13 protein-coding genes are annotated in these 13,219 nt (G+C 62.1%); 2 read left to right on the forward strand and 11 right to left on the reverse strand.

Annotation, left to right across the window (positions count from 1 at the left end):
* Nucleotides 1-6: 6 nt before the first annotated feature.
* Nucleotides 7-903 (reverse strand): TatD family hydrolase, encoded by an 897-nt coding sequence (locus C0Z18_RS21330; RefSeq protein ID WP_199189513.1) that lies wholly within the window; start codon nt 901-903, stop codon nt 7-9.
* Nucleotides 900-1,490: an EboA domain-containing protein gene (locus tag C0Z18_RS21335; protein WP_146014065.1), complete on the reverse strand. Its 591-nt coding sequence runs from the start codon at nt 1,488-1,490 to the stop codon at nt 900-902. The genes C0Z18_RS21330 and C0Z18_RS21335 overlap by 4 nt, the downstream gene beginning before the upstream one ends.
* Nucleotides 1,491-1,962: 472 nt before the next feature.
* Between C0Z18_RS21335 and C0Z18_RS21340 the strand changes: the two genes are divergently transcribed.
* Nucleotides 1,963-2,982 carry a hypothetical protein gene (locus C0Z18_RS21340; protein WP_102647435.1) on the forward strand — a complete coding sequence of 340 codons (1,020 nt, stop codon included), beginning with the start codon at nt 1,963-1,965 and terminating at the stop codon, nt 2,980-2,982.
* Nucleotides 2,983-3,001: 19 nt separating this feature from the next.
* Here the strand turns inward: C0Z18_RS21340 and C0Z18_RS21345 are convergent, their stop codons facing one another.
* The 5 genes from C0Z18_RS21345 to C0Z18_RS21365 all read right to left on the reverse strand — a co-directional run bounded on the left by C0Z18_RS21345 (nt 3,002) and on the right by C0Z18_RS21365 (nt 8,326).
* Nucleotides 3,002-4,342: an ATP-binding protein gene (locus C0Z18_RS21345; protein ID WP_102647436.1), complete on the reverse strand. Its 1,341-nt coding sequence runs from the start codon at nt 4,340-4,342 to the stop codon at nt 3,002-3,004.
* A complete protein-coding gene (locus C0Z18_RS21350) occupies nt 4,339-5,082 on the reverse strand; it encodes a response regulator (RefSeq protein WP_102647437.1) in 744 nt (247 codons plus the stop codon). The genes C0Z18_RS21345 and C0Z18_RS21350 overlap by 4 nt, the downstream gene beginning before the upstream one ends.
* A 124-nt stretch (nt 5,083-5,206) precedes the next feature.
* Entirely contained in the window at nt 5,207-5,581 is a 375-nt protein-coding gene (locus C0Z18_RS21355; RefSeq protein ID WP_102647438.1) for a GFA family protein, read from the reverse strand.
* 115 nt (nt 5,582-5,696) lie between these two features.
* Entirely contained in the window at nt 5,697-6,488 is a 792-nt protein-coding gene (locus C0Z18_RS21360) for an alpha/beta fold hydrolase (protein ID WP_102647523.1), read from the reverse strand.
* Between the two features lie 77 nt (nt 6,489-6,565).
* Nucleotides 6,566-8,326: a cytochrome c biogenesis protein DipZ gene (locus tag C0Z18_RS21365; RefSeq protein ID WP_102647524.1), complete on the reverse strand. Its 1,761-nt coding sequence runs from the start codon at nt 8,324-8,326 to the stop codon at nt 6,566-6,568.
* Nucleotides 8,327-8,652: 326 nt separating this feature from the next.
* On the opposite strand from C0Z18_RS21365, the gene C0Z18_RS21370 reads away from it, so the two are divergent.
* Nucleotides 8,653-9,201 (forward strand): thioredoxin family protein, encoded by a 549-nt coding sequence (locus C0Z18_RS21370; protein WP_102647439.1) that lies wholly within the window; start codon nt 8,653-8,655, stop codon nt 9,199-9,201.
* A 54-nt stretch (nt 9,202-9,255) separates the two neighbouring features.
* On the opposite strand, the gene C0Z18_RS21375 is transcribed toward C0Z18_RS21370, so the two are convergent.
* The 4 genes from C0Z18_RS21375 to rhaS form a co-directional block, all read right to left on the reverse strand.
* Nucleotides 9,256-10,299 carry an alpha/beta fold hydrolase gene (locus C0Z18_RS21375; RefSeq protein ID WP_102647440.1) on the reverse strand — a complete coding sequence of 348 codons (1,044 nt, stop codon included), beginning with the start codon at nt 10,297-10,299 and terminating at the stop codon, nt 9,256-9,258.
* A gap of 77 nt (nt 10,300-10,376) precedes the next feature.
* The gene (locus C0Z18_RS21380; protein WP_158244271.1) at nt 10,377-10,820 is read right to left on the reverse strand and encodes a DUF3331 domain-containing protein; all 444 of its coding nucleotides are present in this window, start codon (nt 10,818-10,820) and stop codon (nt 10,377-10,379) included.
* A 163-nt stretch (nt 10,821-10,983) separates the two neighbouring features.
* Nucleotides 10,984-11,829: an oxidoreductase gene (locus tag C0Z18_RS21385; protein ID WP_102647442.1), complete on the reverse strand. Its 846-nt coding sequence runs from the start codon at nt 11,827-11,829 to the stop codon at nt 10,984-10,986.
* Between the two features lie 380 nt (nt 11,830-12,209).
* The gene (rhaS, locus tag C0Z18_RS21390; protein ID WP_102647525.1) at nt 12,210-13,217 is read right to left on the reverse strand and encodes a rhamnose ABC transporter substrate-binding protein; all 1,008 of its coding nucleotides are present in this window, start codon (nt 13,215-13,217) and stop codon (nt 12,210-12,212) included.
* Between the last annotated feature and the right edge of the window lie 2 nt (nt 13,218-13,219).

The following is a 13,219-nucleotide window of genomic DNA, read 5'->3' on the forward strand; positions in this document are numbered from 1 at the left end:
GATCGATCAATTCGAAACGGATTCGCCGACACGCGGCGTCTGTCCTCGCAACACGGAGTTGTCGGCGAACAATTGCCGCTGGTCGGGACTGGGCTCACGCGCAAGTTCGTCGAGGTCGATTTGCTGCGACTGTCCATAAGCCGCGAGCGCATTGCCCCATGTCACGGCTTCGACATCGGCGCGCGCGATGCCGCGCTCCAGCATCAGCCGCGCGGTTTTCGGGACCGCGAGCGGATCGCTGACGCCCCAATCCGCCGAACTATCGACGATGAGCCGCTCCGGCCCATACTGCCGAACGATCTCGACCATGCGCGCCGAACTCATCTTCGTGTTCGGATAAATCGTGAATGCGGCCCAGGCCCCCGCGTCGAGCACGTCCCGGATCGTCTCTTCGTTGTTGTGATCCACGATCAACTTCTCCATGGGTATGCCGTGTTCGCTCGCAACCGCGATCGAGCGCTGCGTCCCGCGCTTCTTGTCGCGATGAGGCGTGTGCACCATGACGACCATGTCATGCTCGCGCGCGAAATCGAGCTGTGCGCGGTAAGCAAAGTCCTCGGCCTCCGTGATCTCGTCATAGCCGATCTCTCCGATCGCTACGACGCCTTGCTTCAGCGCGAACTCCGGAATCAAGTCGAGAACGTCGCGTGCCAACCCTTCGTTGTTCGCTTCCTTCGAATTCAGGCCTATCGCACAATAGTGAGCGACACCGAATTGCGCGCAACGAAAGCGCTCCCAGCCTACGAGGCTCGAGAAATAGTCGATGAAGCTGCCGACGTTCGTACGCGGCTGGCCCAGCCAGAATGCCGGCTCGATCACGGCGCGAATACCCGCCGCGGCCATTGCCTGCAAATCGTCGGTCGTGCGCGAGGTCATGTGGATATGCGGGTCGAAGAATCTCACGACAGTGTCCTCATCTGAGTGGGCTGGGAAGGAGACGCGCCGATGCACATCCATAACTGCGCAGGCACCGGACGGCCCGCGCTGCGGCGCTCGTCGGCGAAATCGAGCGCCATGCGCGCAAGCTCGGGCGAGCGTCTCGTGTCGAACGACACGATGCGGGCGAGCGGCACGTCGATGAATACGGCCTTGAGAACGAGCTGGCGCCACGCGATGTCGTCGAAGTAGCGAGCCGGAAAGCCGGAGTCACAGGCGACCGCTTCGAATATCGTGCGCATGTTGGACCGGCATCCTTCCTTGGCGCGGGCGACGAACCGCTCGGCGTGAGGCAGCAGCGGCAACGCGCGGTACAGCGCGCAAGATTCGCCGTGATCCGCGACTCGAAAACACTGCTCGAATAGCGCCGCAAAACGTTCTTCCGCTAGATAGGGAAATGAAAGCAACAACGCAATGCGCAACGTTTCAAGCAAGCTCCAGCGCTCCGGATTGCAATCTCCGATCTTTAGCCTAAATAGGCGAATCTCATCGCGCTCTAGATTGAGCGGAATGCTGGCACCAACATGGCGACTGGCAAGCGAAAGCAATTGCATCAGGCGTCTCATTGAGGCGCCATTGCCAATCTCATCGGACGCCGCGGCTAAGAAAGCGCGCCCGTCCTCGGTCAGACGAAAGCCAAGAAGCCATGTGAGCGCCGCAACGGCGGCTTCGTCCGGCGAAGATTTCATGCATCGTCCCCTAAATCAATTTTCTTGAATTGATGCGTTTCATCCTAGGCCATATTTCTTCGCATAAGACACTACAAAAATTGGTAGATACTCACCCCTTTAACGATTGTTTGCAAAAATCAAATGCACGACATAACCGCGACGATGACGATTGTTCGCAACTCGCTCGATACCGCTATCGCAAATAGTTACCTATCTTGTTTGATAGATGACAATTCGATCATATGCCCTATTAATCAAGGGCGACAGGTGTGGGCGGAGCGGCATCGTATCGCCGCCACCGCTCGCCAAGAGGCGAAAAACCGCCACCGGCCATCAAACTATCGGGAGAAGAGACATGGCTACATACGAAGGGTTGTTGGTTCGCACGGCGTTCGGCGACACCGGCGCGATCCCGGCACCGGAGTGCCACTGGACCGCGCCGGATATCATTCCCTACGGGCAAGACGTGCTGAGCTACGAACGGGCCGCAGAAACGTATAGCGGGCCCGATATCGGCAAGCCGATCGTCAACAACTTGAACAACAACATCTACGTTCGCTGCAAGAACATTTCGAACGAGACGATGCGCGGCAACGTCAACCTGTACTACGCGAACGCATCGTTGTTTTTGCTGCCCAGCACCTGGGTCCAGATAGATAGGCCCAACCCAAACAATCCATTCGTTTCCCGCTTCGGCAGCACGCAGATTGCGGAAGGCGCCATCGCTTTGGTGCAGGCGCCGTTTCTGTTGAACCGTCTAGAAGAGGGTGTGCATTTTTGCTTCATTGCCGTCGTCAACAACAACAACGTCCCCTTCGGCGTGCCGCAACGATTCGACAGTAACGCGGATTTCGTGAAGTGGGTTCGGTACCATCCGAACGTTGCCCAGCGCAATATCGAGCACCGCCCCGGTTCGAATGCCGACATCACCGAGTACTTGACCTTCGGCAACGCCAACCCCATTCCGAGCAACTTCTTGTTCACGGTCACCGGATACAATATCCCGCCGCAAACGCATTGGAAAGCGCAGTGTACGGACAGCCGGTTGCCGGGCGGCGCGTTCAAGGATCACGGCACCTTCTCGTCGAGCAATACGGCCGCTACGTACCTCACGGTACCCAAAAACGTCGGAAACGGCACGCCTTTGATGACGATGGCGTTTACCTTCAGCACCCCGGACGGCAAACCGTTCTCGCCCCTCGCCTACTTCGTCTTTTCCTACTACCAGATACCCTCCACCGCGGCGCAGTCACCCGAGCTCGTCGAAAAGGAAAGCGATGTGATCGGCCAGTATCGCGTACCGGCAGCGAACGGCGGCGCCGACGAGATGCAGAGTTTGATCGAACTGGGTTCGGTCGATTTGAGGCTCAGCTAGGAAGACCGGGCGTCACGCCCTATCCTAGCCGCGCGTTACCGTGCGTTCGCCCGGCGAGCGTCAGTATCGCCTCCAACCCGCCGCCGCTGAGGTTTCGCAGCGTCAGCGCGGCGTCCATCGACTGAGCGAGTTGACGGCAAATCGCAAGCCCGAGGCCGGTCCCGCCCGTACTGCGGTTACGCGAAGTTTCGATGCGATAGAACGGCTCGAAGACGGTTTCCAGCAACGCTTGCGGAATGCCCGGGCCGTTGTCGCGCACGTAGACGATCGCGCCGCCATCGGCGCACGGTGTGGCCTCGATCGTCGCCGCGCCGCCGAATTTCAACGCGTTGTCGACCAGATTGCCGATCACTCGGCGCAAGGCGCGCGGGCGCGCCATCACGGCAATCGCAACGTGTTCGACGAGCGCGACGTCTTTGCCGGCATCGGCGTAATCGCACACGAGCGAGTCGAGCAGCGCGTCGAGATCGACGCGGCACGGGGGCTCGCTGGCACCGTGCAAGCTACGCGCATAGGTCACGCCCTCTTTGACGAGATTTTCCATTTCCAGCAGATCCTGGCGCAGCTTGGCCGTCTCGTCGGTATCGTCCATCACGTCGACGCGCAGCCGCATCCGCGTGATCGGCGTCTGCAAATCGTGCGAGATGGCCGCGAGGATTTGCACGCGCTCCGCCGTATACGTGGCGATGCGATCCTGCATGGCGTTGAACGCGCGCGCCGCGCGCATCACTTCCGACGGGCCGGCCTCCGGCACGCGTGCCCCCTTCAAATCGGGGCCCAGCAAATCGGCTGCTTGCGCCAATTGATCGAGCGGCCGCGTCGCCAGCCGCACCACGAGCCAGCAACAGCCGATCAGCAGCGCGAATTGCAAAACCAGTACGAGCGGCAGCCACCGCGACAACGGGATGCCCGACATCGGCTGGAAATCGATCGTCAGCGGTGTGCCGTCGGTCAGCTTCAAATGAGCCTGAAAGTGGTCGCGGCTGCCCGCGATCGCGTTCGTCGTGACCGTGTGAGTTCGCGCCAGGCCGTCCGTGATCGAGCGTGCGAAGCGCTCAGCGAGTGCCGCGTCGACCGGGGTGCCGGGCTCGCCCGGCCCTAGGATGAATTGGTAACTACGCCGGGCGAGCCGGGGTAGCCACCGCTCGCGTTCGCCGGGCGGCAGATGATCGAGCAGCGCCACGGAACTGGCAACCTCGCGCTCGACGTAGCCCGTCATCAAGTCGACCGTCGCTTCGTCGCGCTCGGTCACCGCGATCCAAAACGAAATCGCCTGCGCAACCGCCAATCCCACGCAGAAGATGACGGCCAGCCGCACGAATAAGCTGCGCGGCCAATGCCAGCGCGACCCTAATGTCATTGCGATGCCTCGATCACGGTAACCGCAGCCGAAAAAACGTAGCCTTCGTTACGCAACGTCTTGATGTAGCGCGGCTCGCGCGCACCATCGCGCAAACGCTGACGCAGCCGGCTCACGAGCAAATCGATCGATCTGTCGAACGAATCGGCCTGCCGGCCTTGTGTCAGGTTCAGCAATTGGTCGCGCGTCAGCACGCGTTGCGGATGATCGACGAAGACACGAAGCAGGCGGTACTCGGCGCCGCTCAACGCGACCATGGTGCCCTGTTCGTCGAGAAGGTGGCGCGCGGTCGTATCGAGGCGCCAGTCGCCGAAGGCCAGCATCTGCGCCACCTCGGTGACTTGCATGCCGGGCGGCAACATCCGCGCGCGACGCAATACCGAACGAATGCGGGCGAAGAGCTCGCGCACGGCGAACGGCTTTGCGACGTAATCGTCGGCACCCATCTCGAGCCCGACGATTCGATCGGTTTCGTCGCCGCGCGCGGTCAGCATCACGACCGGCACCGTACGGTATTTCCCCGCGCGAAGTTCGCGGCACAGCACGAGACCGTCGTCCCCCGGCATCATCAAGTCGAGCACGATCAGATCGGGCACGGCGTACTGCAGCGCGGCGCGCATCTCTCGACCGTTGGCCGCCAGGGACACCCGCATCCCGTTCTTTTCGAGGTAGGCCCCAACCAATTCCCGAATCCCGCGATCGTCATCGACGACGAGGATGTGATCGAGCGTGTCCTTCATCCGCGCTCACCTTTTCGGCGCCTGGCCGATACGCCGCTTGGCGCGAGCAGCGAACATTGGATCGGATGCGCGAGCTCGGCCGCGAGGCCGCCGACCGCAAAAGCGAGAATAGCGATGAGCCGTTTCATAGGCTCGGCTGAACCACGGGAAGGCTCGCCCCATCGATCACGGAGTATTCGAGCGAGTAAGGGTCCACGCCCTCGAGACAGCTGATATTCACTCGCCAGAGCTTAGGGTCCCTAAGCGTCTGATGAAACGGGTGGATGCCGCAATGCCTGCAGAAATAGTGCTTCGCCACACCGGTGTTGAACTGATAGAGCGTCAGCGCCTCGCGACCTTCGACGATGTTCAACTCCTCGACGGGTACCGGCGGCGTCATCAGTGCGCCCTTGCGGCGGCACAGGCTGCAATTGCATCGCAGCGAAGGCGACAAAGGCGCGCGGACTTCGAACTTCACGGCTCCGCAGTGGCAAGATCCTTTCCATACGGCGGCAGTCATTTCGGCTCCTCTGCAAATATATTCAAACGATAACGGCTTTATACCTCAAAGCCCCGCCCCTTATGTGTCTCAATGTATCCGGGGGCGAGGCCGACAAAAAACATTGCAATCGCGGCTATTGGGCTTGCCGTTGCACGCGCGCCGCAGCTTCGACGATCGCGTTGGCGACGGCTTGCGGATGGCTGACGAGTGCGACGTGACTGCCTTGAACACGCGTAATCGTAGCGCCGATGTTCTTGGCCATGCGCTCTTGCAACGCCGGGTCGATCATCCGGTCTTGCGTGCTGACGACGAAATACGAGGGCCGATCGTGCCAAGCGGCGTGGGTCACCTTTTCGTCGATGCAACCGGAGAACCACGGACCTTGCGCGGCCGCGATGACCTCCTGTTCGGCCGGCGATACGTCGGGGGCGAAATACTGGTGAATCGCCTTATCGGAGAGCCTCAAAAATCCTGCGCTGTCCTTTTGCAATTCGTGGCTCCACGGCGCGGGCGGCGCATCTTTGATCAGGTCGCCGATCGACTGATTCGCGTCCGGCGCAAACGCCGACACGTAGACGAGCGCCTTCACCTTCTCGTCGTTACCCGCTTCGCTGATGACCACACCGGCCCACGAATGACCGACCAGCACCACGGGGCCCGTTTGCTGTTCGATCACGCGTCGGGTCGCGGCCACGTCGTCGTTCAACGAGCTCAACGGGTTTTGCACGGCGACGACGTGCAGGCCTTTCGCTTCGAGCAGCGGAATCACGCGGCTCCAGCTCGAGCCGTCGGCGAATGCGCCGTGCGTCAGCACGACCGTCGTGTTACCGGCCTTGTCGTTCGCCGCGGCGTGCGCCGTCGGTGCGAGCGCGGCCGCGGCTGTCAGCAACGTGGACGCCAGCAGACGGTTCAGGAACTTGGACATGGTTTGAATACCTTCGTTTGGGTTGGAAAAATGAGCGAACAAACCTTTGTTCGTTTGCCGAGAAACGCCGGCCTGTATCAACCGAACGTGAACGTATAAGCCTGGACGCCCGGGTCGATAAATTCGATCGTGAACGTATGCGTCTCGACCGGCGCGCTTTGCCGCACGAGTTGATACAGACGCGCGCTGGTCACGGTGCCGTCACCATCGGCCGTCGTATTGCTGCCATGCGCGGCGCCGGGCGGCTTACCGTCGATGGAAATGCGAAACCTCACCGGCTTTCCGTTCGAACTCGGAGCCAGCACGAGATGCAAGTCCCTTGCATGGAACTGGTAGGCGATGCGCGCATGCGCCTGCCCCGAGACGGCGGCCTCGGCGCCGATCTTCCACGTTCCGCCGAAAGCCCACGTATCGAGCGCAAGTTCCCGAGGAACGGAGTACGCGGCCAACGTGTCTTGCTTCACGCCTTCGGGCGACGCGAAGCCCGTACCCTCCCGATAGCCGAGATACGTTTCGCCCGAGCCGATATCGGCTTGATCCGCCGCCGCGAGCGCGCCCGTTGCATCGAGCGTCGCGCGTCCGGGCGCCGGCTCGGCGCCGTTCGCCTGTGCGAGCAGTTGTCGAATCAGGCGCTCCGCCGTCTCGTAGTCGCCTTCGCCAAAATGGTGGTAGCGAACCCGGCCCTGCGCATCGGCGATATAGAAAGCCGGCCAATATTGATTGCCGAATGCTTGCCAAATGCGGTAGCCATTGTCGATCGCGATGGGGTAATGAAGTCCCAAATCGCCTGCCGCCCGTTTGACGTTCGATGCCTCATGCTCGAAGCCGAACTCCGGGGTATGCACGCCGATCACCACGAGCCCCTCGCGGGCGTAGCGGTTCTCCCAGGCTTTTAAATACGGCAACGTTCGCAAGCAGTTGATGCACGAATACGTCCAAAAGTTGACGAGCACCACTTTGCCTCGCAAATCGTCGCTCGCGATTGCCGGCGAATTGAGCCAGGCGTCGGCGCCGCCGAGCGAGGGCAAGCGGCCTTCCACCGGCAAGGGCGCCGGCGTGGGCGCTTCGGCACGGGCGGCAAGCGGCGCTGCCGAACCCGAACGGCGAGTATCGTTCGATGCGAGCCATCCAACGAGCCTGCTTTCGATACCGTTGGTCGGCGCCGATGGGACATGCGCGAGCGCGACGCCGTCGAATCCGAATGCGATCGCGGCGACCGCGGCCAAGACGAGCACGCCCATCGCGCGCCGAACCGGCTCGCCCACGCTCGCGACGTGACGCATCCGCTTGAGCACCTTGCCTTGCACGAGAGAGACGACGGCAAGCGATGTCGCCGCACCGGCGGCGTAGGCGCACAGCGCGGCCGCGGTTCGCCAGCTCGCCCCGTGCAGCGCCGCCCCGGCGAGAATGGCGCCGAGAATCGGGCCGGCGCACGGCGCCCAGAGCATGCCCGTTGCCGCGCCCAGCACGAGCGCCGAGAGCACTTGATGACGGCCGCCGCCTGCGTTCGACAGCGCGAGCAGACGATTGCCGACGCGGATGAACGGCCCGGAAAATCGCGCGGCCAGCTTCGGAAACACGAGCGAGGCGCCGAACACCGCGAATAGCGCAAGCGATACCCACCGCCCGTAGCGATCCAGTTGCGCGGCGCCGCTCACGCCAGCGATACCGATCCCGGTGACGAGCGCGAAGGTGCATGCAAGACCGATCAAAAGCGGCAGCCGGCTCGTGAAAAACGGCCGATCCGAACGCGCGAACACGAACGGTACGACGGGCAAGATGCACGGACTCGCGATGGTCAGCACCCCGCCCAAGAACCCGATGACGACGAACAGCATCATTGACTCCTAGAGCGTATCGATGGTTGCCCCGGCCCGATGCCGGGATGGCAACGGCCTTGATGGCCACCTGCACATTTGAACGGCCTTAGGTATCCGATAGATTTCATAAAACCGACGATTAGCAACACAACGTGTCGGGCGAACGCGTGGATACATAGCGATACACGTCCATCACAACGGGTCGGGCCGCGAATCGTTTTGTATTCGAACGTATCCGCCGTAAGCTCAGATACACGCCGATTCGCATGCCGCTTGTTCCGACAAATGCCGCATACGTCGCGGCGCTCAAATACACCTGAAGCCCATTCCTTGGAGGTGTAACCATGTTGAAACGGATCAAGATCGCAACCGTCTTTGCCAGCGTCGCCGCGGCCGCGCTCGTTGCCTACGCCTCGGCAGGCATGTCGTCACCCGGTGCCGCGGCGATCGCCACCGGCGCGCCCGCGCCCGAGTTCGCCGGCATCGAACGTTGGCTGAACGGCCCACCCACGAGTCTTCGGCAATTGCGCGGCAAGGTGGTGTTAGTCGACTTTTGGACCTTCGATTGCATCAATTGCGTGCATACGCTGCCCCATGTGGAAAGCTTGTACGAGAAGTATCGCGACAAGGGGCTCGTCGTCATCGGTGTACATACGCCCGAATATGCATTCGAGCGCGACACGAAGAACCTGACGGACGCGATCAAACGCTACGGCATCACCTACCCCGTCGCGCAAGACAACCAGTACGCCACGTGGAATGCCTACGGCAACCAATACTGGCCGGCCGTTTATCTGCTCGACAAAAAGGGCAACCTCGTCTATAGCCACTTCGGAGAAGGCAGCTATGCCGAAACCGAGGCGCAGGTTCGAACGTTGCTCGGCCTGTCTTAGCGCCTTCGCCGCCATCCGCTGCGCGCCCTCGGCCGCAGCGGACGTACATGCGATTTAGAGCTTTTGAACTTGAACGATGGCGTCGGCGAACGCTTTCGGCGCCTCTTGCGGCAAGTTGTGACCGATACCGCCGCCGATGTTGCGATGCTGATACGCGCCCTTGAACTTCTTGGCGTAAGCAGCGGGCTGCGGATGCGGCGCACCGTTCGCATCGCCTTCCATCGTGATCGTCGCCACCGAGATATCGGGCGACATGGCGAGCTTCTTTTCCAGATCGTCGTATTGCGGCTCGCCTTGAGCGAGGCCTAGGCGCCACCGATAGTTGTGAATGACGATCGCCACGTGATCGGGGTTGTCGAACGATTCGGCCGAACGCGCATACGTCGCATCGTCGAAGCGCCACTGCGGCGACGCCAGCCGCCAGATCAACTTGTTGAATTCGAACCGGTTCGCCGTATAGCCCACCTCGCCGCGGTCCGTCGCGAAGTAGAACTGATACCACCAAGCCAATTCGGCCTGCGGCGGCAGCGGCTTTTTGTTCGCCTCTTGGCTGCCGATCAGATAGCCGCTGACCGAGACGAGCGCCTTGCAGCGCTCGGGCCAGAGCGCCGCGACGATATCGGCCGTGCGCGCGCCCCAATCGAAGCCGCCGATCACCGCCTGCTTGATCTTCAACGCATCCATGAACGCGATGACGTCCACGGCGACCACGGCTTGCTGACCGTTGCGCGGCGCATCCGCAGAGAGAAGGCGCGTGGGACCGTAGCCGCGCAGGTAAGGCACGAGCACGCGATAGCCGGCCGATACCAGCAACGGCGCGACTTCGGCAAAGCTGTAGACGTCGTAGGGCCAGCCGTGCAGCAAGATGACGGGTGGCGCATCGGGCGCCCCCGCTTCGACGTATCCGATGCTGAGCCCATTGGCTTGAACCTGACGCAGCGTGCCGAACGATTTCGCGCGTTCGCCCGTTGCCGAGCCGGTTGCGGCAGGCAATGATTGCGCGTGGACGATTTCGCTCAGGCCCGAGCCCAATAGCGCGATTCCCGCGATGCCGGTACCCAGCATGCGGCGGCGGCGTTCGTTGATTTGATCGGACATACTCGTATCTCCAAGAAAGAAAATGAATCGGTTTTGCCTGCGCAGGGAGACTGGGGCCTCGCCCGGCAATGGCTTCATCACGCACGCTCCGCCGAGGCGGCGCAGCGTGCGTCGATCGACGCGACGAGGATCATCGCGTCTCGGTTCAAAGGGATGTTGCGTGCACGCGTCCTCGGCCGGAACACAGCGTCGCCTCTTTTAATGGACTCACCGGAGAGCGCGCATTTGCCCGTCTGCTTCGCTATCGCATATCGCCAAAGTTGACCGCGATAGCTACAGCAGGTCGAATCGCTCCAGGTCACCGCGATGAGCCGGCTCGCCAAACGTTCCTCGATCGTGACGGTGACGTTCGGCGACGTGCCGTCTTGCACGGGCCGGTAATCGCCGAGCGAGCGGCGCGCGCGAGCGGAGCGAAACACTTTGCGCTCGGCGGACGGGCCGCAAAGAAGATCGCGAACCAGATGCGTCCACGCGTTCTCCGGCCGGACCGGCAGTGCGTTGTGCGAATCGACGTTCACCATGACCACTCTCCCGTTGAAGGCAACCACCATCGACGTGTCGCCTTATTGGCAATGCGTAAAGCTTAAGGAGAAGCGCTCATCCGCCATATCCGCTCAGCGGCTAGTCGACTCGCGCGTTGTGATGAGGGACTCATACCTAGGTATGAGAGCGAGCGGCGCCAAGCTATGCTTCGTCCGCCCGGTACGCGGTCGATTCGCTGACCTCGCGCCATTGGGCGTCCTCCTCGGCACGCACTTTCACCGCTTCCCGCGCCACGGCCACCGCGTCGCTGCCCAGGAGCAGGCGCAACGGGGGCGTGGGCGATGCCGCAACGTCAAGCAGCACGCGAGCGATGCGGGCCGGATCGCCCGGTTGCTTGCCGTCCGCTTCGCGCATGCGCCGCACGACCGGCTCGATGACGCGCCGGTACGGCTCGCTGATTTCGGGAATCGTCATCGAGGCGCCGGCCCAGTGCGTGCGCATGCCGCCAGGCTCCGCCACGGTCACTCGGATGCCGAAACCGCGCACCTCTTTCGCCAATACCTCGGAAAACCCGCCGACGGCCCACTTCGCACTCTGGTAAGCGCTCAATCCCGGGCCGCCGACGCGGCCTCCCACCGACGAAATTTGGATGATGTGGCCGGAGCCTTGAGCACGCATGATCGGCAATGCCGCACGCGTCAGATTGACCACGCCGAAGAAGTTGATGTCGATCTGGTCGCGAAACGCGCGCTCGGTCATGTCTTCGATCGAGGCAACGTCGGCGTAGCCCGCGTTGTTGACGAGGACGTCCAGCGAGCCGAACTCCCTCGCCGCGTACGCGGCCGCCTCGCGCGCGGCATGCGGGTCGGCCACATCGAGCGCGATCGTGCGAACGGCCTCGCCGTGAGCTTGAACCAGATCGGCAAGGCGCGATGCGTCGCGCGCGGCAGCCACGAGCCGGTCGCCGCTTTGCAGCACGGCATGCGCGAGTGCGCGCCCCAACCCACCTGAACATCCTGATATCAACCAAGTCTTTCGATCGCTCATTTTCAACTCTCCACATCGAACGGGGTTCCGCGTCCACGGTCGGCTCCAAGCAAGCCGGCTCGCCCGGCCCCGCTCGGCGCCAAGCGCGACGCAACGTATGCGCGGTCAGCAGCCAGGGACGATTTGAAACCGCACACGTATCGTGCTTGTTTCCGCTATGTATCGAGTTGTAGCAATGCGACGGAATGGAGATGGGCTTCGGGCCGGCTCGCGAAGGGGCCTCGAACGCCGGTTGGCCCGGCCGGTTATCCCCAGATTTTGTTGGCAAGGTTGTGGGTAACCTGGGAACTTGCGAGCTAAGGCGCTGATTCGGAAGGTGAAAATGCGCGGGCGCGCTAGGGCGGCAACCTCGATCCGCCACCGCGCGCCGGATGAACCGCTTAGAAGTTGAATTGATCGATATTGCCGGCGTTAAAGGTTTGAGGCGGCCCGAGAATGACCTCCCCATCCTTACCGATCGTGCGCGAGCCGAGCTTGCCCGCCGAGAACGTCTCCCCGGGCTTACCGCTGATCGCCCCCGATGCGAGGTTCGCCGCAGCGTAAGCCGCGAGATACCCGAGTTGGCCCGGGTCCCACAGTTGGAACGCCTTCACGGTGCCGTTCTTGACGAACTCTCGCATCTGATTCGGCGTACCCAAGCCCGTCACCACGACCTTGCCCTTGCTCGGCGACGACGAGATATACCGGGCCGCCGCCGCGAGCCCGACGGAGGTCGGGGCGATGATCGCCTTCAAGTTCGGATACGCTTGCAGCAGCCCTTGCGTTTCCACGAACGATTGTTGATCGTCGTCGTTGCCGTAAGCGATCTTCACGAGCTTCATCTTCGCGTACTCGGGCTTCTTCAGTTCCTCCTTCATCCAGCCGATCCACGTGTTCTGATTCGTCGCGTTCGGCGTGGCCGACAAGATCGCGAATTCGCCCTCGTTTCCGATCATACTGGCCGCCAATTGGATTTGCCCACGGCCGATATTTTCCGCGTTCGTTTGATTCACGAAGATTTGCCGGCCCGCCGGCGCGGTATCCGAATCGAACGTCACCACCTTGATGCCGCGCGCCATCGCGCGCTTCAGATACGGAACGAGCGCATTGGGATCGTTCGCGGCAATCACGATCGCATCGACGTGCTGCGTCGTCAGCGTGTTGATGTATTGGACTTGCGAGGACGCCCCGGCATCCGATGGGCCGACCACCTTACCGTCGCCCTTGAAATCCTTGATTGCCGCCAATCCGCCGTTGTCCGCCGTCACCTCGTAGGGGTTGTTGATCTGCTTGGGCACGAATGCGATTTTCAAACCGTCCTTGATATCCGCCGCGCCTGCCGTGGACGCGAGTCCGAACAGCAAGCCGACATAGGTCGCCGCGACCGCGGCGCGTAACGTTGCGCGCATCG

Origin of the sequence: Trinickia dabaoshanensis (assembly GCF_002879885.1) — a bacterium.
Classification (GTDB): domain Bacteria; phylum Pseudomonadota; class Gammaproteobacteria; order Burkholderiales; family Burkholderiaceae; genus Trinickia; species Trinickia dabaoshanensis.